This is a genomic window from Winogradskyella eximia, assembly GCF_003386165.1.
Taxonomy (GTDB): Bacteria; Bacteroidota; Bacteroidia; order Flavobacteriales; family Flavobacteriaceae; genus Winogradskyella; species Winogradskyella eximia.
Genome location: NZ_QRDV01000008.1, coordinates 101,910 through 124,865 on the forward strand (window position 1 = coordinate 101,910; position 22,956 = coordinate 124,865).

Here is a 22,956-nt window from a genome sequence, read left to right on the forward strand (position 1 = left end):
TTAACTATTATTATTAAAAAATATTCTACCTTTGTTTATAATAAATACGCTCTAAATACTATAATACATGAAATACTTTTACCTATTTTTCTTATTCATTACAAGCATTGGGTTTGCTCAAACCCCATCTAATTATTACGATAGCGCGAATGGATTATCTGGTTTTGCATTAAAAACTCAGTTAAAAAGTATTACAACAAATGGCCATACGGCAAGAACGTACGACCAACTTTATGATGGATCTGGCGTTTCTGGTTCTAATGGATATGTAGACACTCATTCAGATGTTCCTGTGTCATCTGGTAATATTTATGAAAATGACGGCACGGTTCTAGATTTCTATTCAGAAAATCCAACGGGTTCAGATCCTTACAATTTTACGCACAATGTTGATGAAGGAGGTAACCAAAACTCAGAAGGTGACTGTTATAACAGAGAACATTTAGTGCCACAATCGTCTTTTGGCAGTTCTTATCCAATGCAAAGTGATATTCACCACGTTATCCCAACGGATTGTAGAGTTAATAATTACAGAAGCTCATATCCTTTTGGAAATGTTGGATCAGTAAATCTTACATCTCAAAATGGATCTAAAAGAGGAACAAGCGCAATGCCAGGATATTCAGGTATTGTTTTTGAGCCTATCGATGAATTTAAAGGTGATATCGCAAGAGCCTTACTTTATTTCGCTACGCGTTATGAAAGTACTGTTGATGGTTACACAAGTTTTGATATGTTTAACGGTACGGAAGATCAAGTATTTTTTCCTTGGGCAATTGATGTTTTACTAGATTGGCATAATAATGTAGATCCTGTAGACCAAAGAGAACGTGATAGAAATAATGCTGCGTATAATTTTCAAGGTAATGCTAATCCTTTTGTGGATCATCCTGAATACGCAGATCTAATTTGGAATCCGACTCCAGATACTGAAGCTCCATCAAACCCAACTAATTTAGTCGCTTCTAACCCTACTGATAATAGTATTAGTTTATCATGGACAGCGTCTAGTGATAATATTGGAGTGATATCTTATGATATTTATATTGACGGAACATACGCATTCAACTCTGGTAATACAACAGCTACCGCTACTGGTTTAACTGCAGAAACCAATTATTGTTTTACAGTTAAAGCTAAAGATGCAGCTAATAATGAATCTGGATTTAGTAATCAAGATTGCGAAACTACTACGGACAATGGAACAGTTGGAGGATCAGATTGTTTAACGGAATCATTTGAAAATTTAGATACATCTATCGGCTCCTATTCTAGTGTTAGCTGGACTGGTGACGAAGGAGGAACATGGACTGCTACCGATGCCAGAACAGATCAAGTAATTAATACAACTACATCTGCCGCAATTACGGTTAGAGATGGAATATTAACATTACCAACAACTTCTGGAGGAATTGGATCGCTTACCGTAACAACGAAACGTGTCTTTAGTGGTTCTGACGGAACATTTAATGTCAATGTTAACGGAACTTTAGTGGGTACAATTGCTTACAGTGGTGATGAGCAAACCGTTACAATACCTAACATTAATATAGAAAACAGTGTTTCTATTGTAATAAATGGCAATAGTGGATCTGGTAACAGAGTTGTATTTGATAATTTATCTTACACCTGTTATACAGCTTTAAATGTTGAAAAATTTGATATTTCTAGTGTTAAGATTCACCCAAATCCGGTTAAAAATAGTTTAACTGTAGATTTAGAATCTAATATTAGTACCAGCATTGAAATTTTTGATATTCTAGGAAAACGAGTTATTAAAAACAACATATCTAAAACAAGCAACTTAAATCTTCAAGCTTTAAAAGCTGGTATTTATATTGTAAAAATTACACAAGGAAATTCTATAGTTACCAAAAAATTAGTGAAACAATAAATTCACTAATTATAAATATTTAAAAAGCAGCTTTTATAGCTGCTTTTTTTATCCAAATCAGCGATTCAAAATATTAAACATGTCATCATTGGAAGGTGTTAAAAAAAATTATAATCTATAAAAATTTTTACCTTTGCAGAAGACCCAATGTATAAACCTACTTACTACAGGTTTCACTTGTCTCTATAAAAAAAATCAAGAAATAATGAAACACCTTTACACACTATTATTAATATTTGTAACTACAATTGCATTTGCGCAGTTAGTTCCACCAGCTGAATTAAGTTCTTATTATACCACAGTCGATTTTACTTCTACTGGCATTAGCTTAAAAAATGATTTAATTGATGTAACTACAGATAAGCATGTCAACTATTTAAGTTACAGCGACGTTTGGGATGCTTCTAGGATAACAGATTTAGATCCAAACAATTCTAATAATGTACTTTTACTTTATGGCTATAATGATACTGATGGTAGTATAACGACTGACAGAACTAGAGGAAAGTTTGATAATGGTGGTGGTGTTGGCGACTGGAACAGAGAACATGTTTACCCAAAATCTTTAGGAAATCCTAACTTAGGCACTTCTGGTCCTGGCTCTGATGCTCAAATGCTAAGACCTAGCGATGTTCAAAGAAATGGGCAACGCGGAAGCTTACAATTTACAGATAAAAACAATGGTGAATTCCCTAACGGTGAATCTGGTAGTACCAATGGTGGTTGGTATCCTGGAGATGAATGGAAAGGTGACTGTGCAAGAATTATTATGTATATGTATATACGTTATGGTGATCGTTGTTTACCAACAGGTGTTGGCAATGGAAGTAGTGCTTCTACTCCAGATGCTATGATAGATTTATTTTTAAAATGGAATGCTGAAGATCCTGTAGTTGAAGGAGAATTAGAAGACGTTAGAAATGCGTATCATGGAGACCCAAATAATGAATATGCACAAGGTAATAGAAATCCTTTTATTGACAACCCGTATTTAGCTACTGTAATATGGGGAGGACCTGAAGCTCAAAACAGATGGGAAAATCTTTCTATTACAGATGTAGAGCAAAATAGCATTAAAATGTTTCCTAATCCTGCAAATGGTAATGAGGTTACTATTTTATCAAACCAAGACATTATTGCCGAAGTTTATGACATTTTAGGTAAAAAAGTTACGGTTCAAAACATCTCGTCAAACCAATCTAAATTAAATATATCTAACTTAACTAAAGGTGTTTATATCGTAAAGTTAAATTCTGAAGTCGGTACGCAAACAAAAAGATTGATCAAACAATAAGTATAACTATCATATAAAAAAAAAAGCGACTCATGGAGTCGCTTTTTTATGTTTAAAACATCGTGAACAACTCTCCATTTTTGAATAGGTAATTATAAGTTAAATCACGTTTAAAAAAAGTAAATTTGCATTTTACTAAACACAACTCAAACACACCACATAAATGATTCATTTCTTCGGAAACCAAAACAGCAAGGTATTTGCTGTTCAAGCCACAAAAGAATTATCAACAGAAACCGTTTCAAAACTGACATGGTTATTTGGCGACCAACCAAAAATAGAACAAGCATCTCTCGATGCTTTTTTTGTTGGACCTAGAGCAGCAATGATTACTCCTTGGAGTACAAATGCTGTTGAAATCACTCAAAACATGGGAATTTCTGATATCCTAAGAATTGAAGAATTTACTTCAGTTCCTAAAGATTTCAAAGATTACGACCCTATGATTTCTGAAAAATATCAAAGTTTAAATCAAGATATTTTCAAAATTGATATTCAACCTAAAGCGATTCTAAATATTGAAAACATTTCAGAATACAACCAACAAGAAGGCTTATCACTTAGTGATGAAGAAGTTGACTATTTAGAAAGTGTTTCTAAAAAAATAGGTAGACCATTAACCGATTCTGAAGTTTTTGGCTTCTCTCAAGTCAATTCTGAGCACTGTCGTCATAAAATTTTCAATGGAACCTTTGTGATTGATGGAGAAGAAAAAGAAACGTCGTTATTCAAACTTATAAAAGAAACATCGAAACAACATCCTAACGATATTGTTTCGGCATATAAAGATAACGTCGCTTTTATAAAAGGACCTGTTGTGGAACAGTTTGCACCAAAGCGTGCTGATGTTCCAGATTATTATACAACTAAAGATTTTGAATCTGTAATTTCACTAAAAGCAGAAACACACAATTTCCCAACTACTGTTGAGCCTTTTAATGGTGCTGCTACAGGTTCTGGCGGTGAAATTAGAGATAGACTTGCTGGCGGAAAAGGCTCTTTACCATTAGCCGGAACAGCCGTTTACATGACGTCTTACTCACGGTTAAACGACGAACGCCCTTGGGAAAAAGCCTTCCCTGAACGTAAATGGTTGTACCAAACACCAATGGATATTTTAATAAAAGCCAGTAATGGTGCCTCCGATTTTGGAAATAAATTTGGGCAACCGCTTATCTGTGGTTCTATTTTAACCTTTGAACACCAAGATCTAAATGGTAAGATTGGTTACGACAAAGTCATTATGCAAGCTGGTGGAATTGGGTATGGAAAAGCAGATCAAGCTTTAAAAGATACACCTCAAGAAGGCGACAAAATAGTGATTCTTGGTGGTGATAATTATAGAATCGGAATGGGAGGAGCTGCAGTGTCCTCAGCAGATACAGGAGCTTTGGCTTCAGGTATCGAATTAAATGCTGTACAACGTTCTAACCCAGAAATGCAAAAACGTGCTGCCAATGCGGTTCGTGGCATGGTAGAAAGCGATGAAAATTTTATTGTGTCTATTCACGATCATGGAGCTGGTGGACACCTTAACTGTTTATCTGAACTTGTTGAAGATACAGGAGGAAACATTGATTTAGACAAATTACCTGTTGGAGACCCAACATTGTCTGCAAAAGAAATTATTGGTAACGAATCTCAAGAACGTATGGGATTAGTGATTGCCGATAAACACTTAGAAACATTACATAAAATAGCCGATAGAGAACGTTCTCCAATTTACGATGTTGGTGAAGTTACAGGAAAACACCGCTTTACTTTCGAATCTAAAACTACTGGTGAAAAACCAATGGATTTAGCCTTAGAAGATATGTTTGGAAGCTCTCCAAAAACCATAATGAACGATATTACGGTTGAAAAAAACTATGGAGGTATTTCTTATGACACCAATAAATTCTACGATTATCTAGACCAAGTATTACAACTAGAAGCTGTAGCCTCTAAAGATTGGTTAACAAATAAAGTAGACCGCTGTGTTGGTGGTAAAGTGGCCAAACAACAATGTGTTGGTCCTTTACAAATTCCCTTAAATAATGTTGGTGTGATGGCACTCGATTTTAAAGGTAAAGAAGGTATTGCAACCTCTATTGGTCACTCTCCTATTTCGGGATTAATTAATCCAGAAGCAGGAAGTCGCAACTCTATCGCAGAAGCGTTAACCAATATTATTTGGGCGCCTTTAAAAGATGGACTTAAGAGTGTGTCTTTATCCGCAAACTGGATGTGGCCTTGTAAAAATGAAGGTGAAGATGCACGTTTGTATGAAGCGGTAAAAGCGATTTCAGAATTTTCAATTGACTTAGGCATCAACGTACCAACAGGTAAGGATTCCTTATCCATGAAGCAAAAATATCCTGATGGTGATGTCATTTCTCCAGGTACAGTAATTATTTCTGCGGCCGGAAACTGTAATGATATTACGAAAGTTGTGGAACCTGTTTTTCAGAAAGGAAAAGGATCTATTTATTATATCAATGTATCACAAGATACGTTTGAATTAGGTGGAAGTTCATTCGCACAAATCAATAACAAAATTGGAAATACCACTCCAAACATAAAAAGTGCGGCTTACGTTAAAACGGTATTTAATACCATTCAAAATTTAATAAAAGACAATCAAATTGTTGCTGGTCATGATGTGGCTTCTGGTGGATTAATAACCACACTTTTAGAAATGTGTTTTGCAGATACTAATTTAGGAGCTGAATTAGATATTACTAGCCTAAACGAATCGGATTCATTTAAAGTTTTATTTGCTGAAAATGCTGGACTTGTAATTCAATCAGAGGATGATAGCATTGAAGGTATCCTTTCTGATGCAGCTATCAAATTCCACAAAATAGGTAACGTTACCGAAAGTGATGTTTTAGGTATTATAAACGGTAGTCAAGTCTTTACGATGACGGTTTCAAAATTACGAGATACGTGGTTTAAAACCTCTTTCCTACTCGATCAAAAACAAACCGCAAATGGTTTAGCCAAAGACCGATTTGATAATTATAAACATCAAGCTTTAGACTTTACCTTCCCAAGTCATTTTACAGGAAAATTAAAAGATACGCTTGGCACAACCAACACACGACCAAAAGCCGCTATTCTTAGAGAAAAAGGTTCAAATTCTGAACGCGAAATGGCAAATGCGATGTATTTAGCTGGTTTTGATGTGAAGGATGTGCATATGACCGATTTAATTTCGGGCAGAGAAACTCTTGAAGATATTCAGTTTTTAGGAGCTGTTGGTGGTTTTAGTAATTCTGATGTTTTAGGTTCTGCTAAAGGTTGGGCCGGAGCTATTAAATATAACGACAAAGCCAATAAAGTAATCAATGATTTCTTTAAGCGCGAAGACACATTGTCTGTTGGTATTTGTAATGGCTGTCAATTAATGATGGAACTCTATTTAGTAAATCCAGAACACGAGGTTCACGGAAAAATGACGTATAATGATTCTCATAAGCACGAAAGTGGCTTTACGTCTGTGAAGATTCAAAAGAATAATTCGGTGATGCTTTCTTCATTGGAAGGTGCGACATTAGGAGTTTGGATTTCTCATGGTGAAGGTAAATTCAAATTGCCTTATACGGAAGACCAATACAATATCGTAGCCAAATATGGTTATACAGATTATCCTGCTAATCCTAATGGTTCAGATTTTAATACGGCTATGTTAACCGATAAAACCGGAAGACATTTAGTAACCATGCCACATATTGAACGTTCTATTTTTCAATGGAACTGGGCCAATTACCCAGCTGGACGAAAAGATGACGTATCACCATGGCTTGAAGCTTTTGTGAATGCTAGATTGTGGATTGACAAAAACAACTAAAAAAAAAGGCTTCTCAAATTGAGAAGCCTTTTTTTTAAAATCAACTTTTCTGTCTTAATTAGAAATTATAATGCGTTTTGAGATCGTTCTACCATCGTCGCTAGATAGATTTAAAATATATGTACCATTCGTTACCTCTGATATATCAATTTTAAATGTAGAATTTTCAACGTTTAAATCGGATTCCATTATTAATCTTCCATCTATATTATACAATTTATAAGATTCAATATTAGTTACGTTATGAACTTTTACATTTAAATTACCTTGAACAGGATTAGGGTATATAGTTACATTATTTTGTAAATCAGCATCACCTACAGATAATACTTCAGATCCAAAAAACTCAATTTCTCCAACTGCATTCCATACGCTTACTCTAGAATTACCTGCACTATTGAATCTTCCATAACCTAATAATTTTACATAACGTGCATTATCATCAACTTCGTATAGATTAAAGTCCGTAGTATTTGTAGCCGTTAATATTAAATCTCCGGAAACAGGTAATATCATAGAAAAATCTGATTCATCCGTTCCAGTAGTAGAAACTAAAACTTGAAAACCAAATGCATCGGATTTATTAGTCGTAGAAAATTGAATTAAATTAAGCGCATAAGTACTACCTAAATCATAAATAATATACTCACCATCTCCTTTGTAATCTCCAGATAAAACATCACCATCGTCGGCAGCCCAAACGGAGCTATTATCTTTGTCTAAAGTATTTGTGGCGTAGTTAAATTTATCAACACCGTTGACTTCTTCTTTTGAAAAAGAATGTACAAAAACGGGATCTTCACCCACAACTCCTGTATTAATAAGATCATACAAATCTGTTAAATCTGCACCTTCTTGGGTTACATTTAACTGTCTTATAATATCACTACCTCCAGAATCTTGTGTAAAAGTTACTGAACCTGTTCTAGTAGCTGTATCTGTATTTTCAGTTACAGTAATAGACACTGTTGCATCACCATTATTAGAAGTTACATCAATTGATATCCAACTATCATTAGACATTGCTGTCCAACTCACATTAGCATAAACAGAAACATCATAACTGTTTGCATCAGGAGCAAGTGTTGGTAAACTGCCAATCGTTAAAGATTCAGGTATTTCTATAGTACAATCTCCATCTGTAATATTGCTTCCTAAATTATTTAAAAAACAAGCGCCAATGCCATAACCTACCATATCATCTGTTGTAGGCTCGTATACTCCCATATCTGCACCTTTACCTGTTGAGCCTGCACCCGAAAAAGTAAATATCTCTCCATCAGCAGTTGCTGTAATTCCTGTTTCTTCAGAGAAACCTGTATTAGTTTCACCTAAAGCACTTCCTGTATAAACATTTCCTGAATATGCTAAAGTTGTACCAAGATCAGCATAAGAAGATGCCGTATCTCCTGTAATAACATCTGTTATATTAGCATTTCCTGTAGTAAAGTATATTAAATTATTAGCAACTGTTCCTGTTGGATCAGTTGATCCTTTATCTGTATTATAAAACAATGGAGCATTTGTATTTATAATTGTATTATTAGAAAGGTTAATATTTTCAACTTTCTGATAACCATTTGAATTATTATCTGAAGCACAAGGCACAGCATTATTAGCGCTTCCTCCTAAAAAGGTTATTCCATTGTTCCACTTTGCTTGATCAACAACGGTAATACAATCTTGAATATAATTATTTGTTATGGTGTGTTCACTGTCAACAATTCTAATGCCTCCCGTACCATCAACATCTTCACCTAAAAAGTAATTGCCATCTACTGTAGCGTTAGAACCGTGTCTTAATACTAAAGAACCTCTACATCTTCTAAAAGTGTTATTAATATAGGAGTTGTTTTTACTTTTATTTGTAATGATTTCATTTTCACCATCCGCTTCTACAAAGTAGTTGTTACTCACCATAGTACTACTATCCACATTTTGATAAGAACTTGTACCAATTCGTATAGTTTCACTATCTCCAGCATTGGTTAACGACGAATCAATTTTATCATAATTATAGAAATAATTATTACTAATTGTATGTCCGACGATATCACAACTAGTATTAATCTCAGGTTCACCATCTTCAACTGGTGGAAAAGCATTGTAAGCTAATTCTACTAAGATCATATTTCCAGAACTTACTTTATTCATAAACGAACAGTTAATAACGGTATTGTAAGTTCCGTATAACATAACCCAGTTATGCTTTACACTTGTTCCTGTTTCCATATCATCAGGATCAATTCCTAAACCATCCATAGCACAATTTTGCATTATACTATAATTAGCATAATCTTCTCCATCTCTAAATTCAATCACTTTACTAGATCCATAACCACCTTGCCAATGAAAACCATCTATAATAACATGATCTCCACCTATACTCATATTTAAACCACCTGTAAATTTAACACCTCCTGGAGTTTGAGCTCTAAATGTAATTGGCATAGCCGCAGTACCTGTTGTTGGAGAAAATTTAATTCTTTCATCTGTAGAATAAACTCCATCTGCTAAGATAACAGTGTCACCAGCAGCAAGTGTATCAAATAAATCTTCGAGAGCGCCTATATCATCAAGATCATCCACGGTATATGTGGTTTGCGAATACAAACTAATTGAAGACAACATTAAAATTATAAACGTAAAAAGACATTGGGACTTAAGATTGTAAAAAGTTTTCATAAGCATTAAAGTTATTTAGTTTTTTATTTAGTTGAGCGTACTATTAAAATTGGATTACCAATCTGGTAAACCAATTATATTGACTTAAAAGTAGAAAAAAAAACCGAATAATTAAATTTTTTTAACCACCTTATTACGAATTTTATAAAAAACAAATACTTTTTTTAATAAGTTACTCCTTTTTAGTTCCCATATTTGAAAATCCTTTTTATTTTCATAATTTGCAATGTTATAACAGCTTTACATAAATGACACAAGTAACTAGACTTTTTGACTTTCCATACTACCAATTAGAGCATAAACCAAACGCTAAAGCTTTGGTTACCAAATACGATGGTAAATGGGAAGCCATTTCCACTGAAGAATACATTGATAAATCGAACGCAATTAGTAGGGCTTTGTTAAGGCTAGGCATTCAAAAAGACGACAAAATTGCTGTTATTTCTACTACAAATAGAACAGAATGGAATATTATGGATATTGGGATACTTCAACTTGGAGCTCAAAATATTCCTATATATCCAACTATTTCTGCAGAAGATTATGAATATGTTTTAAATCATAGTGAATCTATTTATTGTTTTGTATCTGATAAAGATGTTTTAGAAAAAGTAAGAAAAGTACAGTCTAACACAAAAATTAAAGAGGTATACTCTTTTAATCATATTGAAGGTTGTAAGCATTATTCTGAATTATTAGAACTTGGTAAAGACCAAAGTAATCAACCAGAAGTTGAAGCACGAAAAGATGCCGTAAAACCTGAAGATTTAGCAACAATAATTTATACTTCAGGAACAACAGGAAGACCAAAAGGTGTGATGTTATCGCATTGGAATATTACTAGTAACGCTTTAGACAGTTCTCCTAGAGTACCATTAAAAGAAGGTGAAACACGCATATTAAGTTTTTTACCTATTTGCCACATTTTTGAACGTCTATTAATTTACGTTTATCAATATGCTGGCACATCTATTTACTTTGCTGAAGGCATTGATAAAATTGGTGACAATGCCAAAGAGATAAAACCAAATTTAATGAGTGTTGTTCCTCGATTGCTTGAAAAAGTGTTTGATAAAATAATGTTTAAAGGAGAAGAATTATCTGGTATCAAAAAAGGATTATTCTTTTGGGCAGTGAGATTAGCGGAACGTTGGGAACCTTACGGAGCAAATGGTGGTTGGTACGAATTTCAATTAAAAATAGCCAATAAACTTATATTTACTAAGTGGAGAGAAGCGCTTGGAGGAGAATTAGGCACAATGGTTTCTGGTAGTGCTGCTTTGCAACCAAGATTAGCAAGAATTTTTGGAGCTGCCCAAATGCAAGTTATGGAAGGATATGGTTTAACTGAAACATCACCAGTTGTCGCAGTTGGAATGTATAAAGATCACGGATACAAGGTCGCAACAGTTGGTAAGCCTATTGGTAATGTTGAAGTTAAAATTGCAGACGATGGAGAAATCCTAATAAAGGGACCAAACGTAATGTTAGGCTATTACAAAGACCCAGAAAAAACTGCTAGCGTAATGTCTGGAGATTATTTTCATACCGGAGATAAAGGCATTATAGACGCAGAAGGCTTCTTAAAAATTACAGGTCGAAAAAAGGAAATGTTTAAAACCTCTGGAGGAAAATATGTCATTCCACCTCTTTTAGAAAACGACATGAAGCAGTCTCTTTTCATAGAACAAATTATGGTTATTGGTGAAGGTGAAAAAATGCCTGCAGCTTTAATTCAACCAAATTTTGATTTTATACGAGATTGGATCGATCTAAAAAAACACAATGTTGGTAAAACAGATGCTGAAATTGCAAATTCAGATATTGTAATTAATCGTATTCAACAAGAAATTGATAAATACAATAAACATTTTGGTAAATGGGAACAAATTAAACGTTTCGAACTCACACCAGATGTGTGGTCTATTGATGGAGGACACCTTACTCCTACCATGAAGATGAAACGAGCCATCATAAAAAATATTTACCAAGATCTTTACGATAAAATCTACCGTTCTTAAGATTTTGAGGTTATACCTGGTAGTAAAATTATAGGAAATATTAAGATTAATCGAGAATTAAAAACGCTTAGTCGTTGATATAAAACACTTTACATTAAATTTCATATCTTAGGGTAAATCAACCGCTAAACCCTAAAATATGAAAACCAAGACATTTATCATTGCAGGCATTTGTGGAGGCATTACCAATTGGCTACTTAGCTGGTTGAGTTATGGAATTATCCTTGAAGACTACTTCGCACAACCTAACGAAAGTAAACGCGCCTTTATATATTTAATTTTAGGTTGCTTAGCTCTAGGATTTTTCTTGTCCTATTTTTATAATCGTTGGGCACAAATTTCCACTATGTCTACAGGTGCAAAAGCAGGAGCCTTTTTTGGTTTATTTTTGGCATTAACTACTGGTTTTACAAAAATGGCAATGGACGCATCTTTGACCACAGAACTATTTACATTAGACATTGCTGTATCAATTTTCATTACCGCAATTACTGGAGCAGTGGTTGGCTTCATCAACCACAAAGTAAGATAATCGCAAAATATCCACCTTAAAAATAGACTTCCTAAAATTATTATCCATAATTATTGAAGTATCATCAATATAATATTTTCTTAATTTATTATGCACGCATAGTATTTTTTACTATCTTTGGTAACCAATCACATTGCATGAAAGATAAAACAATAGATTACATACTCAGAACCACATGGTTAGCAGTGAATAAAATGTATAACGAAGAAGCGTCTCAATTTGGGACAACTATGGCTACCGGATTTGCATTATTAAGTATAGATCCAGAAAAAGGTACACCTTCAACGTCTTTAGGTCCCAAAATGGGAATGGAAGCCACGAGTCTTTCTAGAACCTTAAAAACCATGGAAGAAAAAGGATTAATAGAACGAAAACCAAATCCAGAGGATGGTCGAGGAGTTTTAATCTTTTTAACCGAATTTGGAAGAAAAAAAAGAAACTATTCTAAAGAAAAGGTATTGACTTTTAATGAAACCATTAAAGCAAATGTCTCTGCAGAAGAGTTAGCCAACTTTCAGAAAGTAGCCGAAGTCATTAATAATATGATCTCAAATAAACAGATATATAATAAAAAAGAACACATTTTAAAATAATATGAGCAAACGTAGAATTAAAAAAGTTGCGATTATTGGTTCCGGAATTATGGGATCTGGTATCGCGTGTCACTTCGCCAATATTGGTGTAGACGTATTACTATTAGATATTGTTCCTAGAGAACTAAACGACAAAGAAAAAGCTAAGGGTTTAACCTTAGAAGACAAAGTTGTAAGAAACAGATTAGTAAACGATGCTTTAACAGCGTCATTAAAATCTAAGCCCTCTCCTATTTACAGTCAAGCTTTTGCTAGTCGCATCACTACAGGTAACTTAGAAGATGATATTGCTAAGGTTGCAGATGTAGATTGGATTATGGAAGTTGTAGTTGAAAGACTAGACATCAAAAAAATGGTGTTCGAAAACTTAGAAAAATACCGTAAGCCAGGAACATTAATTACATCAAATACGTCTGGTATTCCAATCAAATTTATGAGTGAAGGTCGTAGTGAAGATTTCCAGAAGCATTTCTGTGGAACGCACTTCTTTAATCCAGCGCGTTACTTAAAATTATTCGAAATTATTCCTGGACCGAAAACAGATGCTTCTGTTTTAGAGTTTTTAAATGAATATGGCGAAAAGTTCTTAGGAAAAACATCTGTTGTTGCTAAAGACACTCCTGCTTTCATAGGAAACAGGGTTGGTATTTTTAGCATACAGAGTTTATTTCATGCGGTTAAAGATTTAGATTTAACTATCGAGGAAGTCGATAAATTATCAGGACCAGTAATTGGTCGTCCTAAATCGGCAACCTTCCGTACAGTTGATGTTGTAGGTTTAGATACTTTGGTTCACGTGGCTAACGGAATTAGAGAAAACTGTCCTAATGACGAACGTTTAGAGTTATTTAAATTACCAGATTTCATCAACACAATGATGGAAAACAAATGGTTAGGAAGTAAAACTGGACAAGGTTTTTATAAAAAGAATGTTTCAGCCGATGGGAAAAAAGAAATTCTTTCTCTTGACTTAAACACCTTAGAATACCGTTCTGCGAAACGCGCAAAATTCGCAACTTTAGAAATGACTAAAACTATTGATAAAGTAGTAGATCGTTTTAAAGTATTAGTAAAAGGAAAAGATAAAGCAGGTGAGTTTTACAGAAAAAGCTTCACTGCATTATTTGCTTACGTATCTAATCGTATTCCAGAAATTTCAGATGAGCTTTACAAGATTGATGATGCCATGAAAGCTGGTTTTGGTTGGGAACACGGACCTTTCCAAATTTGGGATGCAATAGGTGTAGAAAAAGGAATTGAATTAATGAAAGCCGAAGGCCTAGAACCTGCTGCTTGGGTTAATGAGATGATTGCTTCTGGCAACACGTCATTCTACACTGTAAAAGATGGTGCTTCATATTTCTATGATATTCCTTCCAAAAAACAAACTAAAATACCTGGTCAAGATAGTTTCATCATCCTTGATAATATTAGAAAAACAAACGAAGTGTTTAAAAACTCTGGTGTTGTTATTGAAGATATCGGAGACGGCATCCTTAACCTAGAATTCCAATCTAAAATGAACACTATTGGTGGAGACGTTTTAGCTGGATTAAATAAAGCTATTGATTTAGCTGAAAAAGATTTTGCTGGTTTAGTCGTTGGTAACCAAGCTGCAAATTTCTCTGTTGGTGCAAACATCGGAATGATTTTCATGATGGCTGCAGAGCAAGAATATGATGAGCTTAACATGGCTATCAAATATTTCCAAGATTCTATGATGCGTATGCGTTATTCTTCTATCCCAACGATTTCTGCTCCTCACGGCATGGCTTTAGGTGGTGGATGTGAATTATCATTACACGCAGATAAAGTGGTTGCAGCAGCAGAAACTTACATGGGACTTGTAGAGTTTGGTGTTGGTGTGATTCCTGGAGGTGGTGGTTCTAAAGAAATGGCTTTAAGAGCGCAAGACCTTTTCCATAAAGGCGATGTGCAATTAAACGTTTTACAAGAACATTTCTTAACCATTGGTATGGCAAAAGTATCTACTTCTGCTTACGAAGCTTTCGATTTAAACCTACTTCAAAAAGGAAAAGATGTTGTTGTGGTTAACAAAGACCGTCAAATAGCAGTCGCAAAACAACACGCTATGCTAATGGCTAATTCAGGGTACACACAACCAGTAAAAAGAGATGATGTTTTAGTTCTTGGTAAACAAGCATTAGGTATGTTCTTAGTTGGAACAGACTCTATGGAAGACTCAAATTACATTTCTGAACACGATATGAAAATCGCTAATAAATTAGCTTACGTAATGGCTGGTGGAGATTTATCTGAACCAACACGCGTAACAGAACAATATTTATTGGATTTAGAGCGTGAAGCTTTCTTAAGTTTATGTACAGAGCGTAAAACTTTAGAGCGTATTCAGCACATGTTAACAAAAGGGAAACCGTTACGTAATTAAAAATTACTAAGCGATTAGCCTTTAGCATTTAGCTATTGGCAGTTATAATGTAAAATTTTTAGACGCTAATAGCTAAAAGCTAGTAGCCAAAAGCATAAAATATGAAAACAGCATATATAGTAAAAGCATATAGAACCGCAGTTGGTAAAGCACCAAAAGGCGTGTTCCGTTTTAAAAGAACAGATGAATTGGCAGCAGAAACCATCAAGTATATGATGAAGGAATTGCCAGGTTTAGACCCAAAGCGTATTGACGATGTAATTGTTGGTAACGCAATGCCAGAAGGTTCTCAAGGATTAAATATGGCACGTTTAATCTCTTTAATGGGATTAGATATTGTGGATGTTCCTGGCGTAACTGTAAACCGTTTTTGCTCTTCTGGAGTAGAAACAATTGGAATGGCAACTGCAAAAATACAAGCTGGAATGGCAGATTGTATTATTGCTGGTGGAGCAGAAAGTATGAGTAGCGTACCAATGACTGGTTTTAAACCAGAATTGAACTACGATATTGTAAAAGCAGGTCATGAAGATTATTATTGGGGAATGGGAAATACTGCAGAAGCTGTTGCAAAACAGTTTAAAGTATCTCGTGAAGACCAAGATGAATTTGCATTCAATTCTCATATGAAAGCATTAAGAGCGCAAGCTGAAAATCGTTTTCAAGATCAAATTGTACCAATTGAAGTAGAACAAACTTACATTGATGCTAACGGAAAGAAAGCGACAAAATCTTACACAGTAACTAAAGATGAAGGACCTCGTGCAGGAACAAGCAAAGAAGCTTTAGCTAAACTTAGAGCAGTATTTGCTGCTGGAGGAAGTGTTACAGCTGGTAACTCGTCACAAATGAGTGATGGTGCTGCTTTTGTAATGGTTATGAGTGAAGACATGGTTAAAGAGCTAGGTTTAGAACCAATTGCAAGAATGGTAAACTATGCTGCTGCAGGTGTTGAACCTCGTATCATGGGAATTGGACCAGTAAAAGCAATTCCAAAAGCATTAAAACAAGCAGGATTAAAACAAGACGATTTAGCTTTAATTGAGTTAAATGAAGCTTTTGCTTCGCAATCTTTAGCTGTAATTAGAGAACTAAACCTAAATCCAGATATTATTAATGTAAATGGTGGTGCAATTGCACTTGGTCATCCATTAGGATGTACAGGAGCAAAATTATCTGTACAACTTTTTGACGAAATGCGTAAGCAAGACATGAAAGGTAAATATGGTGCAGTAACCATGTGTGTTGGAACAGGTCAAGGTGCTTGCGGAATATTTGAATTCCTTAATTAAGAATCAAGATTTAAAAAACTAGAAACCATGCATAATTTCAAGAATTTAAAAATTTGGAATGAGAGCATGGCATTAGTTTCAGAATCTTATAAAATCACGCGAGGTTTTCCAAAGTTTGAAACATATGGCATAATCAATCAAATGAAGAGATGTGCTATTTCAATCCCTTCAAACATATCTGAAGGCACAAGCAAAAATTCAAATGAAGATTTTGCTCATTATTTAGAACACAGTTTAGGTTCTGCTTTTGAATGGGAAACACAACTGAATATCGCTTTTAATGAAAGCTATATTTCAGAAGAAAAATTTAAAGAACTAGAAAACAAAGTAAAACAAATACAAAAAATGATTTCAAGTTTCAAATCCGGACTTAAGCTGTCTTGATTCTTGGTTCTAGAAGTCTTAAAATCTAATAATAAAAATATGGCAGATTTAGAAAAAGATATCCTTCGTGGAGGTCAATTCTTAGTAAAAGAAACAAATTGTGAAGATGTGTTTACTCCTGAAGATTTTTCAGAAGAGCAAACCATGATGAAAGAATCCGTAATGGAATTTAACGATCGTGAAATCATACCTCATAAGCCTCGTTTTGAAGCTAAAGATTATGCATTAACCGAAGAGGTTATGCGTAAAGCTGGTGATATGGGATTCTTAAGTGTTGCCGTCCCTGAAGCTTATGGTGGAATGGGAATGGGCTTTGTATCTACGGTATTAACTTGTGATTATATCTCTAGTGGAACAGGTTCTTTTAGTACTGCTTTTGGTGCACATACAGGTATTGGTACTATGCCAATTACTTTATATGGTACAGAAGAGCAAAAACAAAAATACGTACCAAAATTAGCCTCTGGTGAATGGTTTGGCGCATATTGTTTAACAGAACCTGGTGCAGGGTCTGATGCCAATTCTGGTAAAACAACAGCGACGCTTTCAGAAGATGGTAAATCTTATACAATTAACGGTCAAAAAATGTGGATCTCAAATGCAGGTTTCTGTAGTTTGATGATTGTTTTTGCACGTATTGAAGATGATAAAAATATTACAGGTTTTATCGTTGAATATGATGGAGAGAATCCTAACGGTATTGTTTTAGGAGAAGAAGAACATAAATTAGGTATTCGTGCCTCTTCTACACGTCAAGTATTTTTTAACGATACTGTAGTACCTGTTGAAAATATGTTAGCTGGTCGTGGTGAAGGTTTTAAAATCGCTATGAACGCACTTAACGTTGGTCGTATTAAATTAGCTGCTGCTTGTTTAGATTCTCAGCGTCGTATCTTAACTACTGCTGTAACTTACGCTAACGAACGTAAACAATTTAAAACTCCTATAGCAAATTTTGGAGCTATTAAAACAAAATTAGCAGAAATGGCAGCAAGTGCTTATGCTGGTGAATCTGCAACCTATAGAGCAGCTAAAAATATTGAAGACAGAATTGCTATGCGCGAAGCGGCTGGTAATTCGCATCAAGAAGCAGAACTAAAAGGTGTTGAAGAATACGCTATTGAGTGTTCTATCTTAAAAGTTGCCGTATCAGAAGATGTTCAGAATGCAGCAGATGAAGGTATCCAAATATTTGGTGGTATGGGATTCTCTGAAGAAACTCCAATGGAGTCGGCTTGGAGAGATGCTCGTATTGCTCGTATTTACGAAGGAACTAACGAAATCAACAGAATGTTAGCTGTTGGTATGTTAGTTAAAAAGGCGATGAAAGGTCATGTTGATTTACTAGGTCCTGCTTCTAAAGTTCAAGAAGAATTAATGGGAATTCCTTCTTTTGAAACTCCTGATTATTCTGAATTATTTTCAGAAGAAAAGCAAATGATTGCAAAACTTAAGAAAACATTCTTAATGGTTGCTGGTGGAGCCGTTCAAAAATTCGGACCTCAACTAGAAGAGCACCAACAATTGTTAATTGCTGCAGCAGATATCTTAATTGAAATCTACATGGCAGAATCTGCAATTTTAAGAACAGAGAAAAACGTGAAGCGTACTAGCGAAGCAGAGCAATCTGCACAAATCGCAATGGCTAAATTATATTTATATCACGCTGTAGATATCGTTGAAGAAAAAGGAAAAGAAAGCATTATTTCTTTTGCTGAAGGCGATGAGCAACGTATGATGTTAATGGGACTTAAACGCTTTACTAAATATGCCAACTATCCAGATATTGTAGATTTACGTATTGAGATTGCAGAAAAAGTAAAAGCAGAAAATAAGTACTGTTTCTAATAATTCAATAATTAGACTAACTCAAATAATTCTAATTATAAAGCCAATTCTTCCAATATAAATTTTGGATTGAATTGGCTTTTTTATTTTGAAAAACTATTGAGCTTCTCTTATTTCTAATAAACTTCCAAATAAAGATTTTGCAATTTCCACTTGTTCTGCTTCATTCGTTAAAACCGCTTTATCTTTTTCATTTGTAAGAAACCCTAGTTCTAAATAGATTGCTGGACAATTCACATTTCTAAGAAGATAAAAACTCGCAGACTTAACATTACTCCGTCCTGAAAGTAGTCTTGATTGATTATTAATTAGAATCTTACTATAATCAAAAGAGGCTTTTTTATCCTCATTTTCATCATTATAATAGACTTCAATACCATTTATTGATGGTTCAGTATGTGCGTTACAATGTAAGCTAATCACTAAATCTGCATTTACAGCATTAATAATCTCACTGCGTTCTTTAAGTGAAAGAAAATTGTCAGAGTTTCTTGTCTGTATTATTTTTACTTTTTCATTGCTGTAAGATGCTAATAAGTTCGATATTTCTAAGACAATCTCTTTTTCGATAGAATTACCTGAATCATGTCCTCCATGTCCAGCATCGATGACGACAATTAATGTGTCATCTGAAAATGAATCGTCTAAATTCTTATAAGAACTAAACATAAAAATACCCGCAAGAAGTAATATAACAGCTGCGCTTTTTAAGGTTCGGTTAAATACTGATGATTTCGATTGATGTAACATAATAATTCGATTTTTGATTTGAATGAAATTAAATCCGCTAGTTAGAGGAACACGGTATTCCTTTTGTCCTAAGTTTATTATAGTGTTTGAATAATTTTCGATATCAATGCCAGATGAAACAGACATTTCATCAGCAATAAATTCGTGATTTTGTAAAACAGCTTTCTTATACAACCAAATAAATGGATTAAACCAAAACACACAACTCAATAATTCTAATAGTATAATATCTATAGTATGTAGTTCCTTACTATGTGCGGTTTCATGAGCAATAATACTTTCGAAATCCTCTCTAGATAGCGTGTGTTGCTTAGGAATAAACATGTAATTAAAAAAACTAGACACCATATTAGAATCTTCAATTTTTATTAATTTAAGATGGCCTATTGTTTCATATTCCGATCTAGTAAGTTTGTATATTTGAAGTAGATTCCTTGAAAATCGAATGATTAATAAAAGAGAAATTAAACCATAAATAATCATAACTGGATTAGCTCGATAAGGATTAACAGCTACCTCCTCTCCTAATGTGACATTATCTACAGTATCTATTACCGCGTTTGTCTCTGTATATTTATCTAAAGGAATTTGTGTAATACTTGGAACGGCTTTAAACAGTTCAAACTCTAAAAATGGAGCTACAAGACATAGTACCAAAGCGCTTAAAAGAAAAAATCGATTAAACTGAAATGTTTTTTGCCTTCTAAGTAATAAGAAATAAACCGCATAAGAACAGCCTAAACTAATAATGGTATAAATAAAATAACTAATCATTGGCTTTCTTTTGATCCATTTTCTGCGTTAACAACGCTTGAAGTTCCTCTAATTCTTGCATCGACAAATCAGCGTTTTTGGTAAAAAACGATGCAAATTGTGCTTTAGAATCATTAAAAAAATGCTGAATCATTCCGTTAACTTGTTTCGTAAAATAGTCGTTTTTCTTAAGAATAGGAAAATATTGCTTGTCTCTTCCTAAACGCTCAAACCCTATATAATCCTTATCTGTCATACGTTTTAACAAAGTAGAAATAGTAGTATAAGCTGGTCTTGGCTCAGGAAATTTCTCTACAATGTCTTTCATAAATCCTTTTTCAAGCATCCATAAATACTTCATAATTTGAAGTTCAGATTTATTTAGTTGTTTTATATCCACAATTATAGTTTTAATACTACAAATGTAGTAATAAAAAATTAATATGCAATTCTTTCATAAAATTTCTATCTTTAAAAAAACTATTTACAATGCGCTATTTTCTCATATCCTTACTTTTATTACCAATAATCGCTATCTCACAAACCAATACGGAAGTTTTTCTCTTCGATGTAGAAACAGCGAACTCTAATATTTCAGTTAAAAACGGTAAAAATATTTCTAATAATCAAGGCTACGATAATCAACCTTCTTTTTTAGATGATCGCTATATAGTCTTTGCTGCTACCAGAAATGAACAAACAGATATTGCAAAATTCGATACGAGATATAATGGTAAAATTTGGATTAATTTTTCTGAGGGAAGCGAATATTCACCTTTAAAAATCCCTAACAAACATGAGTTTTCGGCCGTAAGATTAGATAAAGATGGTAAACAACGTTTGTATGCTTATAGTCTAAGCAATGGTGAATCATCTGAACTTATAAAAGATTTAGTAGTGGCATATTATACTTGGTATGACGATAATACAATTGTTTCTGCCGTTATAGAAGATAAAGAACTGAACCTTTATGTCTCAAATTTAGATAAAGGAACAAACAAAAAAATAGCCTCAAATGTAGGACGTTCATTTCATAAGATTCCCGATTCTGACTTGGTTAGTTTTATTTCAAAAGCAAACAAAAACCAATGGCAAATAAAATCATTAAATCCAAAAACGGGTAAAGTCAAAATAATTGCTAACACTCTAAAGAATGTAGAAGATATTTGTTGGTTAGATAGTAAAACATTACTTCTAGGTAAAGACAACATACTTTATAAACTAAGACTTCAACGAGATAATAACTGGAAAAAAATAGCAGATTTATCCAATTACGGAATCACAAAAATTAGCCGTATAGCAACTAACAATTCTGCAACAAAACTACTTTTAGCAGGAGATATTGTTGTGGATAAAACTGCAACCGAAATTGTTGAAGAACCAATTGTAGATGATTCCGACGCTACCAGAATTGCAATGGAAAAAAATGCTATAAAAATTGTACAAAGGCATATCGAACCTTTTAACAATAGGAAACTAGATGAATTTGCATACAATTTTGATTCTAATATACTTGTTAACAGATTTCCTAGAGCAAAAATGTATTCTGGTCGTAATACGTTAAAAGAACATTACCGTTTATTTTTCAAGAAAAATAAAAAGACGCATGTTAAAGTAATTAATAGAATGGCTCATAAAAATATGGTGATTGACGAAGAATTGGTAACTTTAGATAACACCACTAAGAGACAGGTTACTATTTATGAAACTGATGCTGATAATATTAAAATAATGACCATTATTAGTAACTCTAAAACTGATGCTAATCCTGAATATATTGTAAACGAGCAACTAGAAGTTTATAACAATAGAGATGTTAATGGCTTTATAAAAACTTACGCTGATGATGTTATGCTATTTACATTTCCGTACACGCTAAATATTGAAGGTCATGACGCTTTAAAAAAACAATATGCTCCTTTTTTTAAGAGCACTCCCGATTTAAATGCAGAAATTGTTAATAGAATTGTAATAGGTAATAAAGTAATTGATAAAGAAAAAGTCCTAGTTAATGGAAAGACAATTTATGCTATTGCTATTTATGAAATTCAAAACGGATTAATTTCTAGAGTTACATTCATCCAATAGTGTAACAATTTAATGCGCTAATAGACATATAGTTAAACAACCCAACACTATCTAACTGTCCCTACTTTCTAAAACTAATCATAATGGGACTATTTTGGGATTTAATCCAACAAAGCGAATTAGAAAATCAAAAAGGAAAAGCTGAATCGTTAGAAGAACGTGTAGCCGTACTTGAAACTGAACTTTCAACCACCAAGGCATTATTATTAAGAACACTTCACATACTCGAAAAAAGCTCTGGTCTCGATATTAATGAGGATGGCAAAATAGGCTGATGCTGTTTTCTAAAGCTAAGTTTTAAATTTAGGTGATTCGCACCCAAACCGATTCATATACAATACACAATATCACATTAATATGTGATTGACAGCCGCTATAGATTAAACTATTTTTAAGCAATCCATTACTCTAAATTAATGGATTATTATACATATATAAATAAAATTAAAATCTATAAAGGGTTAGTCAGTCATTATAATTACTGCTGCCATTGAACAAAGTTTATTCGAGGTTTCCACACCTACACTAGCTATATTTTTTTATCATTTCAAAAATATCAGACTAGATATTTAAAAATGTA

The 22,956-nt window shown here is 33.7% G+C and carries 15 protein-coding genes; 12 read left to right on the top strand and 3 right to left on the bottom strand.

Annotation, left to right across the window (positions count from 1 at the left end):
• The first annotated feature begins 67 nt into the window (after positions 1–67).
• The 3 genes from DFQ10_RS15380 (at position 68) to purL (ending at position 7,020) form a co-directional block, all read left to right on the top strand.
• Entirely contained in the window at positions 68–1,894 is a 1,827-nt protein-coding gene (locus DFQ10_RS15380; protein ID WP_115818327.1) for an endonuclease, read from the top strand.
• A 205-nt stretch (positions 1,895–2,099) separates the two neighbouring features.
• The gene (locus tag DFQ10_RS15385) at positions 2,100–3,188 is read left to right on the top strand and encodes an endonuclease (RefSeq protein ID WP_115818328.1); all 1,089 of its coding nucleotides are present in this window, start codon (positions 2,100–2,102) and stop codon (positions 3,186–3,188) included.
• Between the two features lie 163 nt (positions 3,189–3,351).
• The gene (gene purL / locus DFQ10_RS15390; protein ID WP_115818329.1) at positions 3,352–7,020 is read left to right on the top strand and encodes a phosphoribosylformylglycinamidine synthase; all 3,669 of its coding nucleotides are present in this window, start codon (positions 3,352–3,354) and stop codon (positions 7,018–7,020) included.
• Between the two features lie 54 nt (positions 7,021–7,074).
• On the opposite strand, the gene DFQ10_RS15395 is transcribed toward purL, so the two are convergent.
• On the bottom strand, positions 7,075–9,705 hold the full coding sequence (locus DFQ10_RS15395) for a chondroitinase-B domain-containing protein (RefSeq protein WP_115818330.1): 2,631 nt from the start codon (positions 9,703–9,705) through the stop codon (positions 7,075–7,077).
• Positions 9,706–9,953: 248 nt separating this feature from the next.
• Between DFQ10_RS15395 and DFQ10_RS15400 the strand changes: the two genes are divergently transcribed.
• The 7 genes from DFQ10_RS15400 (at position 9,954) to DFQ10_RS15430 (ending at position 18,785) form a co-directional block, all read left to right on the top strand.
• Entirely contained in the window at positions 9,954–11,726 is a 1,773-nt protein-coding gene (locus DFQ10_RS15400) for an AMP-dependent synthetase/ligase (protein ID WP_115818331.1), read from the top strand.
• A 139-nt stretch (positions 11,727–11,865) separates the two neighbouring features.
• The gene (locus DFQ10_RS15405) at positions 11,866–12,258 is read left to right on the top strand and encodes a hypothetical protein (protein WP_115818332.1); all 393 of its coding nucleotides are present in this window, start codon (positions 11,866–11,868) and stop codon (positions 12,256–12,258) included.
• Positions 12,259–12,395: 137 nt separating this feature from the next.
• The gene (locus DFQ10_RS15410; protein ID WP_115818333.1) at positions 12,396–12,851 is read left to right on the top strand and encodes a MarR family winged helix-turn-helix transcriptional regulator; all 456 of its coding nucleotides are present in this window, start codon (positions 12,396–12,398) and stop codon (positions 12,849–12,851) included.
• Between the two features lies 1 nt (position 12,852).
• Positions 12,853–15,261, top strand: a complete 2,409-nt coding sequence (locus tag DFQ10_RS15415) for a 3-hydroxyacyl-CoA dehydrogenase NAD-binding domain-containing protein (protein ID WP_115818334.1) — start codon at positions 12,853–12,855, stop codon at positions 15,259–15,261.
• Between the two features lie 101 nt (positions 15,262–15,362).
• A complete protein-coding gene (locus tag DFQ10_RS15420; RefSeq protein WP_115818335.1) occupies positions 15,363–16,553 on the top strand; it encodes an acetyl-CoA C-acyltransferase in 1,191 nt (396 codons plus the stop codon).
• A gap of 27 nt (positions 16,554–16,580) precedes the next feature.
• Positions 16,581–16,937, top strand: coding sequence for a four helix bundle protein (locus DFQ10_RS15425; protein WP_115818336.1), 357 nt, complete (start codon positions 16,581–16,583; stop codon positions 16,935–16,937).
• A gap of 39 nt (positions 16,938–16,976) precedes the next feature.
• Entirely contained in the window at positions 16,977–18,785 is a 1,809-nt protein-coding gene (locus DFQ10_RS15430) for an acyl-CoA dehydrogenase family protein (RefSeq protein ID WP_115818337.1), read from the top strand.
• Positions 18,786–18,881: 96 nt separating this feature from the next.
• Here the strand turns inward: DFQ10_RS15430 and DFQ10_RS15435 are convergent, their stop codons facing one another.
• Positions 18,882–20,309, bottom strand: a complete 1,428-nt coding sequence (locus DFQ10_RS15435) for a M56/M15 family metallopeptidase (protein WP_115818338.1) — start codon at positions 20,307–20,309, stop codon at positions 18,882–18,884.
• A complete protein-coding gene (locus DFQ10_RS15440; protein WP_115818339.1) occupies positions 20,302–20,688 on the bottom strand; it encodes a BlaI/MecI/CopY family transcriptional regulator in 387 nt (128 codons plus the stop codon). Before DFQ10_RS15440 ends, DFQ10_RS15435 begins: the two co-directional genes overlap by 8 nt.
• 89 nt (positions 20,689–20,777) lie before the next feature.
• On the opposite strand from DFQ10_RS15440, the gene DFQ10_RS15445 reads away from it, so the two are divergent.
• A complete protein-coding gene (locus tag DFQ10_RS15445; protein ID WP_115818340.1) occupies positions 20,778–22,376 on the top strand; it encodes a nuclear transport factor 2 family protein in 1,599 nt (532 codons plus the stop codon).
• Positions 22,377–22,459: 83 nt separating this feature from the next.
• Positions 22,460–22,651, top strand: a complete 192-nt coding sequence (locus DFQ10_RS15450; RefSeq protein ID WP_115818341.1) for a hypothetical protein — start codon at positions 22,460–22,462, stop codon at positions 22,649–22,651.
• Positions 22,652–22,956 lie beyond the last annotated feature (305 nt).